We start from the raw sequence: 19,237 nt of genomic DNA on the forward strand, positions 1-19,237 counted from the left end.
TTCGGGCACCGAAGGGGGACATATGACGACTGCGGACGACGACAAGGACCGGCGGTTCCGCCTGGACGTTCTCGCCACCACCGTCCAGGCGGAGCTGATGGCGGCCGGACTGCCGGTCCTGTCCGGCAACGATCCGATCGGCTCGGTCGGGGCCGTCGTGCACGCCGACGTGCCGGAGCTTCGCGGCGTGACGGTCGACTGGCAGGAGCACGCCGTCTTCTGGGACGCCAGCCAAGAGGCGTGGGCCGAAGACCCGCTCCAGGAAGGCGCCGAATGCGCCGCGTTCGGCGCGCTGGCGGTCGCGATCGGCGAGGCGATGGCCGAGGCGATGCGCAAGATCCTCACCGCCGCCGGGCTCGAGGTCGCCGACAGCGGCGACGACTACGCGCCCCATCAGCTGCTGGTCACCCGGCGCCTGGCCCGCTCGCCGTGGCAAGCGCGCCGCGACGCCAAGTTCGAACGGCAGCAGGAGTCGATGCACGCGGCTTGGAAGGCGAAGCACGAGGCCGAATGCCCGAACCACGGCCCCGACCGCTGAGCCGTCAGGCGTCTTCCTCTTCCAGCATCTCCGGGGTGACCGCGGACTCGGTGTCCGGGATGTTCAGGTCCTTGGCCCGCTTGTCCGCCATCGCCAGCAGACGCCGGATGCGGCCGGCCACCGCGTCCTTCGTCATCTGGGGGTCCGACAGCTGGCCCAGCTCCTCCAGGGACGCCTGCCGGTTCGACAGCCGCAGCCGGCCCGCCGCCAGGAGGTGGTCCGGGGCCGTTTCGCCGAGGATCTCCAGCGCGCGCTCCACGCGGGCCGCCGCGGCCACCGCCGCGCGGGCCGAGCGGCGCAGGTTCGCGTCGTCGAAGTTGGCCAGGCGGTTCGCCGTCGCGCGGACCTCGCGGCGCATCCGGCGCTCTTCCCACTGCAGGACGCTCGCGTGCGCGCCCAGGCGGGTCAGCAGCGCGCCGATCGCGTCGCCGTCGCGGACCACCACCCGGTCCGCCCCGCGGACCTCGCGGGACTTCGCCTGGATGCCCATCCGGCGCGCCGCACCCACCAGCGCCAAGGCCGCTTCCGGGCCCGGGCACGTCACCTCGAGCGACGACGAGCGGCCCGGTTCCGTCAGCGAGCCGTGCGCGAGGAACGCGCCCCGCCACGCCGCTTCCGCGTCGGCCACTCCCCCGCTCACCACGGCCGCGGGCAGCCCGCGCACCGGGCGGCCGCGCTGGTCGATCAGCCCGGTCTGGCGGGCCAGGCCCTCACCGTCCTTCACCACGCGCACGACGTACCGGGTGCCCTTGCGCAGCCCGCCGCTGGCGGTGATCACGTGGACGTCCGAATGGTGGCCGTACAGCTCGTGGATCTCCTTGCGCAGCCGTCGCGCGACCGAGCCCGTGTCGAGCTCCGCCTCCACGACCACCCGGCCGGCCACGATGTGCAGCCCGCCGGCGAAGCGAAGCAGCGACGCGACCTCCGCCCGGCGCGGCCCGATCTTCGTGATCTCCAGCCGGCTCAGCTCGTCCTTCACCGCGGCGGTCATCGCCATTACTGCCCCTCCCTGCCTTTCGCTCCTCCCCCGTGCTCCCCGCCGAGACCGAGAGCCTCCCGCATGCACAACGCGAGCGCATCAGGATCATGCCGTCCCGGTACTCCGGGGTCCGCGACCGCCCCCAGGTGCGCCCGGCCGCCGAGCCGTTCCGCCGCGCGGCGGAGATTCGCCGGGTCGGGCACGGAATCGCGGTCCGCGATCACCGCGTCGACCCGGAGATCGGGCGCGTGCTCGAAGAGTACGTCGAGGTGGCGCTCCGGCGAGAATCCCGCGGTTTCCCCCGGCTGGGGGACAAGGTTGAGCACGAGCACCTTCGTCGCGGCCGTCCGCACCAGCGCGTCGCGCAGCCCCGGTACGAGCAGGTGCGGCAGCACGCTGGTGAACCACGAACCCGGCCCGAGGAAGACGACGTCGGCGTTCAGCACCGCTTCCACGGCTTCCTCGCACGCCAGCGGCGGGCGCCCGGCGCGGCCCGGCGAGCGCAGGCTGACGCGCCGCACCTGACCCGGGGTGGTGGCCACCGCAACCTGGCCGCGGATCGTGCGCAGCGCCGAAGGGTCCTCGCTGTCGAGGCCGCTGACCTGCCCCTCGATCTCCAGGGGTTCCGGCGACATCGGCAGCACGCGGCCCGAGACGCCCATCAGGCGGCACGCTTCGTCGAGCGCGGCGACCGGGTCGCCGAGCACCTCGAAGAGCCCGGCCAGCAGCAGGTTTCCCACCGCGTGGCCGGCCAAGGCGCCGTCGCCGCCGAAGCGGTGCTGGAAGACCTCGGCCCACAGCGTGCCGCCGTCCTCCGCGGCGAAGGCGGCGAACGCCTGCCGCAGGTCACCCGGGGGCAGCAGGCCGAGTTCGCGCCGCAGCCGGCCGGACGATCCGCCGTCGTCGGCCACGGTCACCACCGCGGTGACGTCGGGGGTCACCCGCCGCACCGCGGACAACGTGGCGTGCAGCCCGTGGCCGCCCCCGAGGGCGACCACGCGCACGTTATTCACGACCAAGGTCGCGGTGCACCACCTTCACGGCCATTCCGTCCTCTTTGGACAGACGCTGGGCGAGCTCCACGGACAGCGCCACGCTGCGGTGCTTGCCGCCGGTGCAGCCGACGGCCAGCGTCAGGTACCGCTTGCCCTCGCGCTTGTAGCCGGCGCCGATCAGCCGCAGCAGCTGGTGGTAGCGGTCGAGGAACTCCTCGGCCCCCTCCTGCGAGAGGACGTAGTTGCGGACCTCGCCGTCGAGGCCGGTGTGCTCGCGCAGCTCCGGGATCCAGAACGGGTTGGGCAGGAACCGGACGTCCATCACCAGGTCGGCGTCCATCGGCAGGCCGTACTTGTAGCCGAAGGACAGCACGGTGACCCGGGTCTGCGTGCCGGCCTCGGAGCCGAACGCGTCCTCGATCTTGGCCCGCAGGTCGTGCACCGAGAGCGACGACGTGTCGAGCACCAGGTCGGCCTCTTCGCGCAGCGGCTCCAGCAGCGTCCGCTCCGCGGTGATGCCGTCGGCGAGCCGGCCGTCGCCCTGCATCGGGTGCCCGCGGCGGACGGCCTCGAAGCGCCGCACCAGCACCGCGTCGGTGGCCTCCAGGAACAGCACGCGCGGCTTGTAGCCGCGGGCGTCGAGGTCCTTGATCACCGAGGCCAGGTCGTCGGTGAAGGCGCGCGAGCGCACGTCCATCACGACGGCCACCTTCGTGATCGCGCCGCGCGCCTGCGCGCCCAGCTCGACCATGGTGGCGATCAGCTCCGGGGGCAGGTTGTCGACGACGAACCAGCCCAGGTCCTCCAGGCACTTGGCCGCGGTGCTGCGGCCGGCGCCGGAGAGCCCGGACACGACCGCGACCTCCATGCCGGACCCGCGGATCTCTTCTTGCGCACTCACTGTCTTTCCTACTCCCCTGCTCCTGTGCCGTTGCTCGCGCCGGACTCCCCGGCCAGCGCGGCGACCACGGCCTCCGCGGTGCGCCTGCCGAAGCCGGGCACCGCCTCGATCTCCTCGATCCTGGCCTGCTTGAGCTTCTTCACCGAACCGAAGTGCTTGATCAGCGCGGTGCGGCGAGCCTGCCCCAGCCCGGGCACACTGTCCAATTCGGACGTCACCAGGCGCTTGGAGCGCTTCTCGCGGTGGTAGGCGATGGCGAAGCGGTGGGCCTCGTCACGCAGCCGCTGCAGCAGGTACAGCGCCTCCGACGTCCGGGGCAGGATCACCGGATCGGGGTCGGCGGGCAGCCAGACCTCCTCCAGCCGCTTGGCCAGCCCGACCACGGAGATGTCGATGATGCCGAGCTCGGCCAGCACGTCCGCGGCCGCGGTGGCCTGCGGCCCGGCGCCGTCGACGACCAGCAGGTTCGGCGGGTAGGCGAACTTCTTCGGCCGTCCGGTCTCCGGGTCGAGCCCCGGCTTCGACGAGTCCGGCTCCTCGGCGGTTTCCTTCAGGTAGCGGTAGAACCGGCGCCGGACGACCTCGGCGATCGAGGCGACGTCGCCCTCCGTGGCCGCCTCCCGCAGCGCGAAGCGCCGGTACTCGGACTTGCGCGCGAGGCCGTCCTCGAACACGACGAGCGACGCCACGACGTCGCTGCCCTGGATGTGGCTGATGTCGATGCACTCGATGCGCAGCGGTGCGGTGTCGAGGGCCAGGAACTCCTGCAGCTCGGTGAGGGCCGCCGAGCGGGCGGTGAGGTCGCCGGCGCGGCGCAGCTTGTGCTGGGTGAACGCCTCCCCGGCGTTGCGCTGCACGGTCTCGGCCAGCGCCTTCTTGTCGCCGCGCTGCGGCACCCGCAGCTGGACCCGCGAGCCGCGCAGGCCGGTGAGCCACTCCGCGACCGCCTCGGCGTCGGCGGGCAGCTCGGGCACCAGGACCTCGCGCGGGACGACCGGGCCGGAGTCGACCTCGTCGCGCGCGTCGAGGTCGGCTTCGTCGCCGTAGAACTGGGTGAGGAAGTGGTCGACCAGCGCCGGGACGTCCATCTCCTCGGCCTTGTCGATCACCCAGCCGCGCTGCCCGCGGACCCGGCCGCCGCGCACGTGGAAGACCTGGACGGCGGCCTCGAGCTCGTCGTGGGCGAACGCGACGACGTCGGCGTCCGTGCCGTCGCCGAGCACCACGGCCTGCTTCTCCATGGCCCGGCGCAGGGCGCCGAGGTCGTCGCGCAGCCGCGCGGCGCGCTCGAACTCGAGCTCCCCGGACGCGGCCGCCATCTCGGCTTCGAGCCGCTTGATCATGACGTCGGTCTTGCCGGCCAGGAAGTCGCAGAAATCCTCGACGATGTCGCGGTGCTCGTCGGCCGAGACGCGGCCCACGCAGGGCGCCGAGCACTTGTCGATGTAGCCGAGCAGGCAGGGCCGGCCGATCTGGCCGTGGCGGCGGAACACCCCGGCCGAGCAGGTGCGCGCCGGGAAGACGCGCAGCAGCAGGTCGAGCGTCTCGCGGATGGCCCACGCGTGCGCGTACGGGCCGAAGTACCGGACGCCCTTCTTGCGGGCGCCGCGGTAGACGTGCAGGCGCGGGAACTCCTCGTTCAGCGTCACCGCGAGCACCGGGTAGCTCTTGTCGTCGCGGTAGCGGACGTTGAACCGGGGGTCGAACTCCTTGATCCAGTTGTACTCCAGCTGGAGTGCTTCGACCTCGGTGGTGACGACGGTCCACTCGACGCTCGCCGCCGTGGTGACCATCTGGCGGGTGCGCGGGTGCAGGCCGGAGAGGTCGGCGAAGTAGGAGTTCAGCCTGCTGCGGAGGCTCTTCGCCTTGCCGACGTAGATGACCCGCTTGGTCGTGTCACGGAATTTGTACACGCCAGGGGCATCCGGGATGCTCCCCGGCGAGGGACGGTAGGTGGTCGGGTCAGCCACGTTGTCCAGACTATGGGGCGGCACCGACAGTTTTCGCACACCCCCGGGCTGCCCCACCGGAAGTAGGGTGTTCGCCCGGTTCCGACCTTCGTCGGTGTCCGCACCCGTGACCCGGTGGTTACTTTCCGACGGCGATCCGGTCCCCCACCGAAAGGATCACCGTCGTGAGCTTCCTCCGCTCCCTCGGCGCCGTCTCCGCGGCCGCCGTCGCCCTCACCCTCGCGGGCGGCGCGGTCGCCTCCGCGGGCGTCCAGCCGAACATCGTCGGCGGCACCACCGCGCCGGCGGTCTCCTGGGGCGCCCAGGTGTACGTCAACACGCCTGGCCGCGACTACCAGGGCTTCAACTGCTCCGGCACGGTCATCGCCGGCCGCTGGGTGCTGACCGCGGTGCACTGCCTCGACTCCGACGGCTCGGGCATGTACGTCCGCGTCGGCAGCAACACGCTGCTCTCGGGCACGAAGATCGCCGTCGACCACGAGTACGAGTCCCCGAACGGCGACATCGCGCTCCTGCACCTGGCCTCGGCGACGAGCACCTCGCCGATCTCGCTGGGCAGCACCGACCCGGCGACCGGCAGCACCAACCAGATCTACGGCTGGGGCCGCACCACCCCGACCGGGCCGCCGGCGACCTCGCTGAAGACGGCGAACGTCCAGGTGACCGGCCGCTCCACGGACGCCTACGGCGGCCGCGCGATCCAGAGCGTCGGCATCAACGGCTCGGCGTGGAAGGGCGACTCGGGCGGCCCGGAGATCTCCGGCGGGGTCCAGGTCGGCGTCGCGTCGACGGTCCAGAACCAGAGCGGGTCGACCACCCGGGGCACGAACAACTACGCGAGCGTGGCGGCGAGCCGGTCCTGGATCCGGACGACCGCGGGCGTGTGACTTCCCGGGGCGGCGCTTCGGCGCCGCCCCGGTTTTGTCGGTGGCCTGTGGGATGCTCGCGGGCATGCGGATCGCCACCTGGAACGTGAACTCGATCGTCCCCCGCCTGCCGCGCGTGCTGGGTTTCCTGGAGGAGACGGCGCCGGACGTGCTGTGCCTGCAGGAGCTGAAGACGACGACGGAGAAGTTCCCGCTGGCCGAGGTCGAGGCGCTGGGGTACGAGGTGGCGGCGTACGGGCTCGGGCGCTGGAACGGCGTCGGCATCGTGTCGAGGGTGGGCCTGTCGGACGTGGTGCGCGGCCTGCCGGACGAGCCTTCGTTCGAAGGTGCGGCGGAGGCGCGCGCGGTGGGCGCCACCTGCGGGGGTGTGCGGGTGTGGTCGGTGTACGTGCCCAACGGGCGCGAGCCGGACAACCCGCACTACGCGTACAAGCTGGAGTGGCTCTCGTCGCTGCACTCGCTGGTGGCGTCGGAGGTGTCGTCCGGGCCGTTCGCGGTACTGGGTGACTTCAACGTGGCCCCGACGGACGCGGACGTCTGGGACATCGCGCTGTTCGCGGAGTCGACACACGTGACCAAACCGGAGCGCGACGCCCTGGCCCGGCTGCGGGACCTGGGCTTGTCGGACGTCTTCCCGCGGCCGCTGAAGTACGACCACCCGTTCACGTACTGGGACTACCGGGCCGGGAACTTCCCGAACAACAAGGGCATGCGGATCGACCTGGTGTACGGGAACTCCGCGTTCACCGACGCGGTGACGGATTCCTATGTGGACCGGAACGCGCGGAAGGGGAAGGGCCCTTCGGACCACGCGCCGATCGTGGTGGACCTGGACCTCTGACCCGCCGAGCCGCAGCGCCAGGCGTCAGCCGCCGGTGGCCGCGCGGTGCAGTTTGCGCAGCGCGCGCACCGCTTCCACCGCGCGGTCCCGGTCCACGGACTGCACCGCCATCACCGCGTGGTACTCGTCGTCCGGCAGCTCCAGCCGGGCCCACGAAGCCCCGTCCGGAAAACTCACCGACAGCACATCGCTCCAGGCGAAGCGGCGGGTGACCAGGACGTTCCGGACCTCGATGCCCTCCGCGTCCGCCCGCACGCGCGCGATCGCGAACAGCATCACCCCGCACGCCAGCAGGATGCCGATGCCCACCATCGCCGCCTGGTCGGAACGTTGGAAGCGGACGCCCGTGTCGCCGGTGCGCAGCAGGACCGCCACCACGATGAACACCGCGAGCAGCGCCACCGCCAGCACGCTGCACATGATCATCGCCCGGCGCGGGCGGATCACCAGGGAAGTCGCCACGCTCACTGGAAACCCCGCTCGGTCCACGGCTGGCGCAGGCTCCGCAGCACGTGCGCGGAGTCCAGGGCGGCCACCGTCGCCTCGTAGCCCTTGTCCTCCTTCGAGCCCGGACGGCCCGAACGGTCGACGGCCTGCTCGTGCGTGTCGCACGTCAGGACGCCGTTGCCGACCGGGGTGCTCTCGTCCAGGGCCACCCGGGTCAGGCCCGCCGTCACCGCGTCGCACACGTACTCGAAGTGCGGGGTGCCGCCGCGGATGACCACGCCCAGCGCCACCACGGCGTCGTGGTTGCGGGCCAGCGCCTGCGCTACCACCGGGAGCTCGACCGCACCGGCCACGTGGACGACCGTCGGCTCCTCCTCCAGCTCCGCTTCCTTCGCCGCGGCCAGCGCCCGCTCCAGCAGGACGTCGGTGATGTCCGAGTTCCACTTCGTGGCGACGATGCCGAGCTTGAGGGACTTGCAGCCGGTCAGGTCCAGGGAAACGTCGGGACGGCCTTCGCCGCTCACTGTGGTCCTCCATCCGCGTGCTCGGTGCCCGCGCCGACCTGGTCGTAGTGCTCCAGCTGGGCCAGGTCGTGGCCCATCCGGTCGCGCTTGGTCCGCAGGTAGCGCAGGTTCTCCGGGTTCGGCGAGATCGGCAGCGGCACCCGCCCGGTGACGCGCAGGCCGTAGCCCTCGAGGCCGATCCGCTTGGCCGGGTTGTTCGACAGCAGCCGCATGGTGCGGACGCCGAGGTCGCAGAGGATCTGCGCGCCGGTGCCGTAGTCGCGGGCGTCGGCCGGGACGCCGAGCGCGAGGTTCGCGTCGACGGTGTCCGCGCCGTCGTCCTGCAGCTGGTAGGCCTGCAGCTTGTGCAGGAGGCCGATGCCGCGGCCCTCGTGGCCGCGGATGTAGAGCACGACGCCGCGGCCTTCGGTGGCCACCGCTTCCAGGGCCGCCTCCAGCTGCGGGCCGCAGTCGCAGCGCAGCGAGCCGAAGACGTCGCCGGTCAGGCACTCGGAGTGGACGCGCACCAGGATGTCCTGGCCGTCGCCGATCTCGCCGTAGACGAACGCGACGTGCTCGATGCCGTCCAGCAGCGAGTCGTAGCCGACCGCGCGGAACGTGCCCGCGGCCAGGGGGATCCGCGCCTCGGCGACCCGCTCGACCTGCTTCTCGGTGCGGCGGCGGTAGGCGATCAGGTCGGCGATGGTGATGATGGCCAGGTCGTGGTCGGCGGCGAAGACCTCGAGCTCGTCGCGGCGCGCCATGTCGCCTTCGTCCTTCTGCGACACGATCTCGCAGAGCACGCCCGCCGGCGCGAGGCCGGCCATCCGGGCCAGGTCGACCGACGCCTCGGTGTGCCCGGGGCGGCGCAGCACGCCGCCTTCCTTGGCCCGCAGGGGCACGACGTGCCCGGGACGGCGGAAGTCCTTCGCCGTGGACGCCGGGTCGGCCAGCAGCCGGATGGTGTGCGCGCGGTCGGCGGCCGAGATGCCGGTGCTGATGCCCTCGGCGGCGTCGACCGTGACGCTGTACGCGGTCCCGCGCGCGTCCTGGTTGGTGTGGTACATCGGCGGCAGGTCCAGCCGGTCCGCTTCGGACTCGGTCAGCGCCACGCAGACGTACCCCGAGGTGTAGCGGACCATGAAGGCCAGCAGCTCCGGCGTCGCCTTCTCGGCCGCGAAGATGAGGTCGCCCTCGTTCTCGCGGTCCTCGTCGTCGACCACGACGACCGCGCGGCCCGCCGCGATGTCCGCGATCGCCCGCTCGATGGCGTCGGCGTCGAACACCGCCCCGGTGCCGCACGGCGTCCAGCCCGCCTCGGGCGTGGGTGCACTCGTCTCACTCATGACCGCTCCTCCGTGCCGCCGTCCCGATTGTGCACCTGGTCGCGGATGTGCGCCTCGGCCAGCTTTTCCACGTACTTCGCGACCACGTCGACCTCGAGGTTGACCAGGTCACCGGGCTCGCGGCGGCCGAGGGTCGTCGCCTCCAGGGTGGTCGGGATCAGGGCCACCGAGAACCGGTCGGAGCCGATCGCCGCGACCGTCAGCGACACGCCGTCGACCGCGATGGAGCCCTTTTCGACCACGTACCGCGCCAGGTGGTCCGGCAGCGCGAACGTCGTGACGCCGTTGCCGTCGCGGCCGAGGAACACGCCGGTCCCGTCGACGTGGCCCTGCATGATGTGCCCGCCGAGCCGGCCGCCCGCCGGCGTCGCGCGCTCCAGGTTGACCCGGTCGCCGGCCGCGACCTTGGCCAGGCTCGAGCGCTGCAGCGTCTCGTCGACGACGTCGACGGTGAACTCACCGTCGGTCACCTCGACGACGGTGAGGCACACCCCGCTGACCGCGATCGAGTCGCCGTGCCCGGCGTCGCTGGTGACCAGCGGCCCGCGGACGCGCAGCCGGGCCGCGTTGGTCAGCTGCTCGACGGCGGTGACTTCGCCGATCTCCTCGACTATGCCGGTGAACACGTGCGCTGCCTCCTAGTGAGCCGGTCCTTCCATCCAACACCCGCCGCGGCCCGGTGGCTTCTCCGGTGCCGCCGCGAGCGTCAGCCGGCCCGGCCGCGGGCCGCCTGCTCGCGCAGCGCGGCGACCGCCTTGCCCGGGTCGGCCGCCCCGTAGACGGCGGATCCGGCGACGAAGCAGTCGACGCCCGCTTCGGCGGCCTGCTCGATGGTGTCGGCGTTGATGCCGCCGTCGATCTCGACGACCAGCGTCAGGTGCCCGGTGTCGACCAGGCGCCGCGCGGTGCGGACCTTCTCCAGGACGTCCGGGATGAACGACTGCCCGCCGAAGCCCGGCTCGACCGACATGACCAGCAGCGTGTCGTAGTGCGCGAGCGCGTCGAGCCACGGTTCGAGCGCGGTGCCCGGCTTGATCGACAGGCCGGCCTTCGCGCCCGCGGCGCGCAGGTTCTTCGCCAGCGCGATCGGGTCCTTCGCGGCCTCGGCGTGCACGGTGACGTTGTAGGCGCCGGCTTCGGCGTACCCGATCGCCCAGCGGTCCGGGTCGTCGATCATCAGGTGGCAGTCGATCGGCAGGTCGGTGCTGTCGATCAGGGCCTTGGCCACGGGCAGGCCGAGGGTCAGGTTCGGCACGAAGTGCGCGTCCATGACGTCGACGTGGACCCAGTCGGCGCGGTTCTGCCCGGCGCCGGCGACGGCGGCGATCTCCTCGCCGAGCCGGGCGAAGTCCGCCGCGAGGATGCTGGGTGCGATCAAAGGTCGGTCTGCCACGTTCCGAGTGTAGGAGGCCGCTGCTAACGCTCGCTAACCGGTTGTGACCAGGATCTGGCTCCGGAGAGGGAGGTCACGGATCCCGGTCGCGCCCTAACCTCGGCCCATGTCCGGATTCCTGGTGTCCCTGGCGCGGATCGGCAGCTACCGCAGCCTTCCGTACACGGCCGTGAGCCTCCTGCTGGCCGCGCCGATCTCCCCGTTCGCCTTCGCCGTCGCGGTCTCGTTCGACGCCGACTCCCGCGTCCGCGCGCTCATCGCGGCGGTCGCGCTCGCGGTGCTGATGGGGCTGCTGGGCCTGCTGGGGCCGGTGCGGCGGCTGGGCGTCGGGCTCGCGAACGGCCTGCTCGGCACCCGCCTGCCCGCCCCGGCCCGGCGTCCGGACGCGGTGTCGCGGCTGCGGTCGGGCCTGTGGTCCGCGCTGCACACGGCCGTGAGCGGGGCCCTCGCCACCGTTCTGGGCTTCCTCGCGATCTCGATGTTCGTGCCGCTGGCGTGGCTGACCGGCGGGCAGGACCGGATCAGCTTCTTCCGGAACGACGTCCCGCTCGGCCCGTGGACCATCCTGTTCGGCCTCGCGGCGGTGGTCGCGGCGCTGGTGCTCGCCGCGGCCGCCACCATCGGCTTCCGGGTCGGTGCCACGACGCTGCTGGGCCCGTCCGCGGCCGAGCTCACGGCGGCCGCCGAGCAGCGTTCGGCCGTGCTCGCCCAGCGCAACCGGCTGGCCCGGGAGCTGCACGACTCCATCGGGCACACGCTCACCACGTCGACCATCCAGGCGGCGGCCGCGGCCGAGCTGGTCGAGGCGGACCCGGCCCAGGTGCGGCGCGCACTCGGCACGATCGAAGAAGCGTCTCGAAGCGCCCTCGAGGACCTCGACCACGTCCTGGGCCTGCTGCGCGACGAACCGGCGGCCAAGGCGCCGACGCGCACGCTGGCCGAGGTGGACGTCCTCGCCGTGCGCGCCCGCGAAGCCGGGCTCGACGTCCGCCTGGCCGTCACCGGGCCGGTCGCGGCGCTGCCCGCCACGGTGTCGCGCGAGGGCTACCGGATCGTCCAGGAAGGGCTGACGAACGCGCTGCGCCACGCCGGCCCGGGCACGGTCGACGTCCGCGTCGAGGCCGGTCCGGAGCAGCTCGGCATCGCGGTCGTCAACCCGTTGCCCGGCGACGCGCCCCGGACCGGGCGGCGCGGGCTGGCCGGGCTCGCCGAGCGGGTCGGGGCGCTGCGCGGCGAGCTCGACGCCGGCCCCGACGGCGGGCAGTGGCGGCTGAGGGCGACCATCCCGCTGCGGGCGGGCGCGTGACGCCGTCGGTGCTGCTCGCCGACGACGAGCCGCTGGTCCGCACCGGGTTGCGGGCGCTGCTGGAGCAGCAGGGCCTGCCGGTGGTGGGCGAGGCGGCCGACGGCGGCGAGGTCCTCGACGCGGTGCGGCGGACGCGGCCGGACGTGGTGCTGATGGACGTGCGGATGCCCGGCGTGGACGGCATCGAAGCCACCCGGCAGGTGCTCGCGGCGCTCGCCGATCCGCCGAAGATCCTCGTCGTCACGACCTTCGACAACGACGACTACGTGCACGAAGCGCTGCTCGCCGGGGCCAGCGGGTTCCTGCTGAAGCGGGCGCGCAAGGAGGAGATCGCGCACGCCGTGCGGACGGTCGCCGCGGGCGAGTCGCTGCTGTTCCCGGAGGCGATCCGGCGGCTGGTGAGCGGCCGGACCGCGGGCGGGAAGCACGCGCGGGCGGCGAAGACCCTCACCCGGCGCGAAGCCGAGGTGCTGCGGCTCGTCGCCACCGGACTGTCCAACCAGGACACCGCGGCGGCGCTGGTGATCAGCCTGGAGACGGTGAAGACCCACGTGGGCAACGTCTTCGCCAAGCTCGGCGCCGGGAACCGCAGCCAGGCGGTCGTCATCGCGTACGAAGCCGGGGTCGTCAAGCCGGGGCACCTCGCCGGTCAATAACCGACGTGCTCCCGGTCACCGGCGGGAAGTCATGAGTTCGGCCAGCCGCCACCCGGCGGCCACCTCCAGTCCCTCCACGGCACACATGCGGGAGGACTAATAGCCCGTGTCCGAAATGCGGGCCGTACCCCCCGAAGTCCCCGAAGTTCGTGAATGAGGAGAAACATGGCTTCGCTGTTCGCCGGCCGCCGCCGGTGGCTGATCGCGGGCGCGCTCGGCGCCGCGCTGGTCGCCGCCGCCCCGGTCGCCCTGGCCACCAACGGCTCCGACACCGCCGACGCGCGCTCGTCGGCCGGCACCGGTGACCGCACCGCCGACGTCCGTGCCGCGATCCAGGGCGGCCACGTCCGCAACGTCATCCTGTTCCTCGGCGACGGCATGGGCCAGTCTGAGATCACCTCCGCCCGCAACTACGAGCGCGGCGCCGCGGGCCGGCTCGCCATGGACGAGCTGCCGCTGACCGGTGACTACACGACCTACGCGGTCGAGCAGAACAACCCGGGCAAGCCGAACTACGTGACCGACTCGGCCGCGTCCGGCACCGGCTGGGCCACCGGCACCAAGACCTACAACGGCGCCATCTCCGTCGACGCCTACGGCAACGACGTCCCGACCATCCTCGAGATCGCCAAGCGCAACGGCCTGCGCACCGGCGACGTCACCACCGCCGAGGTCCAGGACGCGACCCCGGCCGTGCTCGGCGCGCACGTCGTCAACCGCGACTGCAAGGGCCCGGTCGAGACGACCGCCAAGTGCGCGAAGAACGCTAAGGAAAACGGCGGCCTCGGCTCGATCGCCGAGCAGCTGGTGCAGACCCGCCCCGACGTCCTGCTGGGCGGCGGCGCGAAGTACTTCAACCAGCAGGTGACGGCGGGCAAGTTCAAGGGCAAGACCGTGCTGGACCAGGCCAAGGCGGCGGGCTACTCGGTCGTCAACACCGCGGCGGACCTGGCCGCGGCGAAGAAGGGCAAGCCGGTCCTCGGCCTGTTCGCCGACGGCAACATGCCGGTGAACTGGTCCGGCCCGGCGGCCGTGCACGGCGGCACCGCGCCGGCCCGCTGCACGCCGAACGCGAAGGTCCCGGCGACCCAGCCGAAGCTGGCCGACCAGACCCGCAAGGCGCTGGAGCTGCTCGACGACCGCCGTAGCGACAAGGGCTTCTTCCTGCAGGTCGAGGGCGCGAGCATCGACAAGCAGGACCACGCGGCCGACCCGTGCGGCCAGATCGGCGAGACGGTCGACTTCGACGCGGCGATCGCGGCGGGCACGGCGTTCGCCCGCAGCCACCCGGACACGCTGGTGCTGGTGACCGCGGACCACGGTCACAGCAGCCAGATCGTCGAGCCCACCGCCACCCCGGGCCTGACCGCGACCCTGATCACCAACGAGGGCGCGAACATGACGCTGGCGTACGGCACCGCGGAAGCGGGCGGCTCGCAGTCCCACACGGGGACGCAGGTGCGCATCGCCGGTCTCGGCCCGCAGGCGGCCAACATCGTCGGCCTGACCAACCAGACCGACCTGTTCGGCACCCTGAAGCGCGCCCTGAAGCTGCGCTGAGTGGTGGGGTGAACCCCCGGGTTTTCCCGGTGGTCTCCCCCATGCCCCCTGGTGTCCGGTGTCCCTAGCGTGGGAATCACCGAAACACCAGGGGGTTCTTTCATGCGGAAGTCATTGCGAGCCGTCACCGCCGGCACGCTCGCCGCGCTGCTCGCGGCCACCACCGCGGCACCGGCGCCGGCGGCGGCGGCGAGCCCGGTCCAGGCGAGCCTGGACGTGCTGACCGCCCAGGACGGCGTACCGGGGGCGGTGACGGTGGTCCAGGACGGCCGGCGGACCGAAGTCACCCGCAGCGGCGTCGGCGACGTCGCGACCGGGAAGCCGTTCCCGCGCAACGGTTCGTTCCGCGCGGGCAGCGTCACCAAGACGTTCGTGGCGACGGTCGTGCTGCAGCTGGTCGCGGAGGGCCGGGTGCGCCTGGACGCACCGGTTGCGCGCTACCTGCCGGGGCTCCTGCCCGACGCGCGGATCACCGTCCGCCAGGTGCTGCAGCACACGAGCGGAGTTCCCGAGTACCTCCAGGACTTCGACCTGAGCGACCCGGAAGCGCTGCGCCACCGCGGCGCCGAGCCGGCGGAGCTGGTGGCCATGGCCGTGCAGCACCCGGCGCTGTTCCCGCCGGGCACGGGCTGGTCGTACTCGAACACGAACTACATCGTGGCGGGGATGCTCGTGGAGCGGGTCACCGGACACGCGCCGGCGGCCGAGATCGCCCACCGGATCACCCGGCCGCTGGGCCTCCACGACACGTACCTCCCCAGGCGCGGCGACGAGAAGCTGCCGTCCCCCCACCCGGTCGGCTACTTCCCGATCGGCACCGAGCTGGTCGACTTCAGCGACTTCGACGCAACGATCGCGGGCGCGGCGGGCGGCCTCGTCTCCACCCCGGCCGACCTCGACCGGTTCTACGGTGCGTTGCTGGAGGGGCGGTTGTTGCGCCCGGCGGAGCTGGCGGAGATGCGCCGCACGGTGCCCGCGGACCTGGGCGTACCGGGCGCCCGGTACGGCCTTGGGCTGGGCGCGATCCCGCTGACGTGCGGAGTGGTGTGGGGCCACGAAGGCGGAATCATCGGCTTCACGAACTTCGCGGGAGCGGGCCCGAACGGGCGGCGGGCAACGGTGGTGCTGAACGAGAATCCGACCCCGGCGGACACGAGCGCCCACCTGCTCGCGGCGGTGGACGCGGCGGTCTGTTCGTAGGCCGGCGGTCCGGAATCGTCGGTGGTCACCGGTAGCGTGGAAAACGGGGGGCGCACCCGCGGGCCGGTGTCCGGCGTGATCGCGGTGGGCCGGGTTCGCGGCTCACCGTGGTCGCGGTACAGGGTCCGCTCACCGCGGTCGCGGTACAGGGTCCGCTCACCGCGGTCGCGGTACAGGGGCCGCTCACCGCGGTCGCGGCAGAAACTCCGCTCAGTGCGGTCGCGGCGGAAGCTCCGCTCGGTGCGGTCGCTGCGCTCAGCGGCCGCGGTCACGGCAGGTATTGCCGGGCCTGGACCGCGCTCGGAAACGGAACCCGTCCGAGTGAATGCTTCCGGCGGTGAAGCGGCCGGCTCCGATGCCTCCCGCTGCCGGCCCACCCCAGCGGCAAATCGTCGCGGTTGTCGCAGGTTGGCGACACTTGCGGCAACCGATTGCGGCGTTGACCAGGCCAAACGCCTTCACGATCGGGTGAAAACTGTCCGCAAGAGCTAACGAATTGCCGGGTGGCCGTCGTCGCGGTGGCGGGACCGTTCGGCGCTTCGGACAGCACGGTGATGGACGGATAGACGCGGAAGGACCACGGTCGAGACAGCAGAAAGCGGGTGCCGGTCGCGCCGGACTCGGGCCATCTGCTCGAGCCGCTCGACACGAAGGAACCGTGAAGCCCCACGTGAACGTCCGTCCCCACGCTCCGACACGCAGGACAGCCCCGGACACGGCCGTCAGCCGTCTGGCCCTCGCTCTTCCGGCGTGCGCTCCCAAGCAACTGGAGATCGCGTCGTTGCGGAGCGAGGTCGGCGACCCCGACTTGCCCGTCCTGACTCCCTACGTCGTCAGAGAGCACGACAAGCCGCTCATCGACCTGGTCGAGCGCGCGGCGGCCGGATCCGGTGGAATCGCGTCCCTGATCGGAGAGCCCGCGACGGGCCGGAAGCGGGCCGCCTGGGAGGCGACGCACCACCGTGTCGCCAGTGCGCACGAGCCGTTGCTGAGTTCCTGGTACGTCTGGCCCGCGACCAGCCCGAGCGATCCTGTCACCTTGCTCGCGGAGATCGCGAAAATGCCGCCCAAGACGGTGTACTGGCTGGTGGGAGCCGACCGCTACTTCGTCGACGCAGGCCCGGAGATCGGCAACGACGTCGCTCTCGCCCTTCGGACGCTGCTCGGGGATCCGACCCGGGGGCCGAACCTGATCATCTGCACCTTCACACCGCGGGTCTGGCAGGTGCTCACCACCGTGCCGTCGGTGTCCGGCACCGACCGGTACCAGCAGGTCCGGCTGCTGCTCGAGGACAGCCAGATCGTGGTGCCCGACAGCTTCACGGAAGCGGAAGTGCGGAAAGCGGCCGAGTCGGGAGACCCGCGCCTGGCCGAAGCCGGCACCCGGGCCGCGGATCGTCGTGTCATCCAGTACCTGGCGGCGGCGCCCTGGTTGAACGGGGCCTTCAAGGCGGCCACCCCGGCCGCACGCGCGATCCTGCGGTGCGGCGTCGCGGTTCGCCGGCTCGGCCATGGTCGCTGGCTCTCGCGCAGTTTGCTCGAGCGCGGTGCACTGGCCTTCTTCACCGAACCGGACCTGGAGAAGCTGAGCGGGAACTGGTTCGCCGCGGCCTTGGAGGAACTCACCCGGTCGGGCACCGGAGGCGCCAGCCTGCTGACCGGAAAGTCGGCACCGGGGAACGGCGGCGACGCCGGTGGTCAGTGGTTCCGGCTGGACGAGCACATCGATCGCCGCTTCGTGAAGGAAAACGAGGTGCCGCAAGCCGCCGAAGCGGAACTCTGGGCCGCGCTGGTGGAATCGGCGGCGCCGGACAGCCTCATGGTGCTGGCGGCCGAGTGCCGCCGACGCCGGCTTCTGCTGCAGTGCAACCGGTTCTACCGCCGGGCCGCCGACGAGAACGTTCCCGGTGCCACCGAAGCGTTGATCGACCTGTTTCGCGAGGCGAGACGGGTCGACGACATGGTCGAGGTGTACGCCGAACTGGCATCGGCGGGCAACAGCGAAGCACGCCTCGACGCAGCTGAGGTCCTGATCGCCGCGCAGCGCCGGGTCGAGGCCATGAAGTGGCTGGAGCCGGTGGCCGACACCACTGATCGCGCCCGGGTGCTGATGGCGATGGCACTCGCCGACGCCAAGAAGCCGGCGTCGGCCGTCAACAGTTATCAGGCGCTGGCGAAGCAAGGCGTGCTGAGCGCGGCAGGGGCCGCCGCGGACCTGATGACCGACCGGCAGTCCGATGGCGGTCTGTGGAACGGCTACTCGGAAGGCCGGTACGAATCCGCGATCGAGTGGCTGACCGGGCTGCTGGACAAGCCCGGGATCGACACCCACGGAAAGATCATCGAGCTGATGATCGTCCGGGACGAAGGCAAGATCGACGAGGTGACCCGCTGGCTCCAGGACCGTGGGCAGAACGGGGACCACCTGGCCTACCTTTACGGCGCACGCCTGCTCGCCGAGCACGATCGCGCCGAAGACGCTCTCTCGTGGTGTGACACCGCTGTCGAATACGGTGTCGACGGGGCGCGTGCCGCGATGGCGATGGTGTACGCGCGGGCCGGATTCCTCGACGCCGCGTTCCAGCACGCCAGGGCGGCCGCCGTCGAGGACCCGGCCATGCTCACCACCATCTCGGAGATGTTCGCTGACAAGGGGTTGCTCCAGCGGGCGTTGGAGGGCTTCCGGCGAGCCGCCGACCTGGGTGACACGGCGGCATGGGCTCGAGCGGCCGAAGCGGCTGCCGAAGTCGGCTGGGACGAGGTTGCGGGTGACTTCGTGCGGCGCGCCGAGCGCGCGGGAACGACGTCGGACGCTCTTCGGCAGCGCGTCGCCGGTGCGATGTGCCGCTCCGGGAAGGCCCGGGAGGCGATCGAGTGGTACCTCGAAGGTGCCGACCTCGCCGATCCCGGTGTGCTCGAACCGATCAGCGACTTCTTGCTCGTGGACGAGACCTTCCACACCGCGGCCGAGAAGTACGCCCGGCTGGCCCACGTCAGCCGGGGTGAAGCGTTGAACTGGGTCGCCGAAGGCCTGCTCAGGATCGGGTACCGGGAGCTGGAGGCGCAGCGGCGCCAGATCGCCAACACCGGTGCGAACCTGTGGCCCCGGTTCAACGACAAGATCGTGATCGCGGTCGAGTACTGGTTCCCCGCGGCGGCCGCGGCGGGTTATGAGCCGGCGTGGCTGCGGACCGTCGACGTCCTTCTCGACCTGGGGCGCTACGAGTCGGCCGCTCGCCGGCTCAAGGACGCACGGAAAAAGGCGAACATCCGCAGCGAGGTCCACGAGGTGATCATTCGCGCCTGGGAGCACCGGGACCATGCCGACCAGGTGGTCGCGGCCGTCGAGGCCCAGATCGAGCGTGGGGTCACGACAGCTGTGGCGCGCACCGCGGTCGCCCTCCTGTGCCACGAGAAGACCGGGCACGCCGAGCGGGTGCTCATCCGGGGGCGGGATGCCGACGACCTGCCGGCACGGGTCGCGCTCGCCGACTTCTGGTGTCGGCATGACAAGCCGACGAAAGCCCTCGACGAATACTTCGTCGCACTGGCGTCGGGTTGCGACGTCCTGCAGAAGATCGAGCAAGCCATGCACATGGCCCGCAACAAAGAGCTGCTCGACGATTTCCGGATGTACGGCGTGGACCCGAAGGGTGAGCTGGCGAAGCCCTGGACTGCTGCTCCTTCTCGGCTTCCCCGATAGCAACACGACAGC

The 19,237-nt window shown here is 71.9% G+C and carries 17 protein-coding genes; 8 read left to right on the forward strand and 9 right to left on the reverse strand.

What is annotated here, in order from left to right:
- Positions 1 to 22 precede the first annotated feature (22 nt).
- On the forward strand, positions 23 to 538 hold the full coding sequence (locus C2L59_RS39930; protein ID WP_233223950.1) for a hypothetical protein: 516 nt from the start codon (positions 23 to 25) through the stop codon (positions 536 to 538).
- A gap of 4 nt (positions 539 to 542) precedes the next feature.
- Here C2L59_RS39930 and whiA read toward each other — a convergent pair whose 3' ends face one another.
- Genes whiA through uvrC form a run of 4 tightly spaced genes read right to left on the reverse strand, consistent with a single transcriptional unit; the run spans position 543 to position 5,383 of the window.
- Complete coding sequence (gene whiA / locus C2L59_RS39935) at positions 543 to 1,535, reverse strand: DNA-binding protein WhiA (protein WP_103354767.1); 993 nt, start codon at positions 1,533 to 1,535, stop codon at positions 543 to 545.
- Entirely contained in the window at positions 1,535 to 2,521 is a 987-nt protein-coding gene (gene yvcK, locus C2L59_RS39940) for a uridine diphosphate-N-acetylglucosamine-binding protein YvcK (protein ID WP_103354768.1), read from the reverse strand. Before yvcK ends, whiA begins: the two co-directional genes overlap by 1 nt.
- Position 2,522: 1 nt before the next feature.
- Positions 2,523 to 3,380, reverse strand: a complete 858-nt coding sequence (rapZ, locus tag C2L59_RS39945) for an RNase adapter RapZ (RefSeq protein WP_103354845.1) — start codon at positions 3,378 to 3,380, stop codon at positions 2,523 to 2,525.
- Between the two features lie 41 nt (positions 3,381 to 3,421).
- Positions 3,422 to 5,383: an excinuclease ABC subunit UvrC gene (gene uvrC, locus C2L59_RS39950; RefSeq protein ID WP_103354769.1), complete on the reverse strand. Its 1,962-nt coding sequence runs from the start codon at positions 5,381 to 5,383 to the stop codon at positions 3,422 to 3,424.
- A 164-nt stretch (positions 5,384 to 5,547) separates the two neighbouring features.
- Between uvrC and C2L59_RS39955 the strand changes: the two genes are divergently transcribed.
- Together C2L59_RS39955 and C2L59_RS39960 are read left to right on the forward strand one after the other, a co-directional pair.
- Positions 5,548 to 6,270: a trypsin-like serine protease gene (locus C2L59_RS39955; RefSeq protein ID WP_103354770.1), complete on the forward strand. Its 723-nt coding sequence runs from the start codon at positions 5,548 to 5,550 to the stop codon at positions 6,268 to 6,270.
- 64 nt (positions 6,271 to 6,334) lie between these two features.
- Positions 6,335 to 7,111: an exodeoxyribonuclease III gene (locus C2L59_RS39960; protein WP_103354846.1), complete on the forward strand. Its 777-nt coding sequence runs from the start codon at positions 6,335 to 6,337 to the stop codon at positions 7,109 to 7,111.
- Positions 7,112 to 7,135: 24 nt separating this feature from the next.
- Here the strand turns inward: C2L59_RS39960 and C2L59_RS39965 are convergent, their stop codons facing one another.
- From C2L59_RS39965 to rpe, 5 genes are all read right to left on the reverse strand, one after another.
- The gene (locus C2L59_RS39965; protein ID WP_103354771.1) at positions 7,136 to 7,579 is read right to left on the reverse strand and encodes a PH domain-containing protein; all 444 of its coding nucleotides are present in this window, start codon (positions 7,577 to 7,579) and stop codon (positions 7,136 to 7,138) included.
- Entirely contained in the window at positions 7,576 to 8,082 is a 507-nt protein-coding gene (gene ribH, locus C2L59_RS39970) for a 6,7-dimethyl-8-ribityllumazine synthase (protein ID WP_103354772.1), read from the reverse strand. Before ribH ends, C2L59_RS39965 begins: the two co-directional genes overlap by 4 nt.
- Positions 8,079 to 9,407: a bifunctional 3,4-dihydroxy-2-butanone-4-phosphate synthase/GTP cyclohydrolase II gene (locus tag C2L59_RS39975; protein ID WP_103354773.1), complete on the reverse strand. Its 1,329-nt coding sequence runs from the start codon at positions 9,405 to 9,407 to the stop codon at positions 8,079 to 8,081. The genes ribH and C2L59_RS39975 overlap by 4 nt, the downstream gene beginning before the upstream one ends.
- A complete protein-coding gene (locus C2L59_RS39980) occupies positions 9,404 to 10,033 on the reverse strand; it encodes a riboflavin synthase (RefSeq protein ID WP_103354774.1) in 630 nt (209 codons plus the stop codon). Before C2L59_RS39980 ends, C2L59_RS39975 begins: the two co-directional genes overlap by 4 nt.
- 80 nt (positions 10,034 to 10,113) lie before the next feature.
- A complete protein-coding gene (gene rpe, locus C2L59_RS39985) occupies positions 10,114 to 10,785 on the reverse strand; it encodes a ribulose-phosphate 3-epimerase (protein ID WP_103354775.1) in 672 nt (223 codons plus the stop codon).
- Between the two features lie 121 nt (positions 10,786 to 10,906).
- Here rpe and C2L59_RS39990 point away from each other — a divergent pair, with 121 nt between their 5' ends.
- The 5 genes from C2L59_RS39990 (at position 10,907) to C2L59_RS40010 (ending at position 19,225) form a co-directional block, all read left to right on the forward strand.
- Positions 10,907 to 12,106 (forward strand): sensor histidine kinase, encoded by a 1,200-nt coding sequence (locus tag C2L59_RS39990; RefSeq protein WP_103354776.1) that lies wholly within the window; start codon positions 10,907 to 10,909, stop codon positions 12,104 to 12,106.
- Positions 12,103 to 12,762, forward strand: coding sequence for a response regulator transcription factor (locus tag C2L59_RS39995; protein ID WP_103354777.1), 660 nt, complete (start codon positions 12,103 to 12,105; stop codon positions 12,760 to 12,762). The genes C2L59_RS39990 and C2L59_RS39995 overlap by 4 nt, the downstream gene beginning before the upstream one ends.
- A 165-nt stretch (positions 12,763 to 12,927) precedes the next feature.
- Positions 12,928 to 14,322 (forward strand): alkaline phosphatase, encoded by a 1,395-nt coding sequence (phoA, locus tag C2L59_RS40000; RefSeq protein ID WP_103354778.1) that lies wholly within the window; start codon positions 12,928 to 12,930, stop codon positions 14,320 to 14,322.
- Positions 14,323 to 14,424: 102 nt separating this feature from the next.
- Positions 14,425 to 15,522, forward strand: coding sequence for a serine hydrolase (locus tag C2L59_RS40005; RefSeq protein WP_233223951.1), 1,098 nt, complete (start codon positions 14,425 to 14,427; stop codon positions 15,520 to 15,522).
- A gap of 496 nt (positions 15,523 to 16,018) precedes the next feature.
- Positions 16,019 to 19,225 (forward strand): hypothetical protein, encoded by a 3,207-nt coding sequence (locus tag C2L59_RS40010; RefSeq protein ID WP_146060504.1) that lies wholly within the window; start codon positions 16,019 to 16,021, stop codon positions 19,223 to 19,225.
- Positions 19,226 to 19,237: the final 12 nt, after the last annotated feature.

This window comes from Amycolatopsis sp. CA-128772, assembly GCF_002904295.1.
Taxonomy (GTDB): domain Bacteria; phylum Actinomycetota; class Actinomycetes; order Mycobacteriales; family Pseudonocardiaceae; genus Amycolatopsis.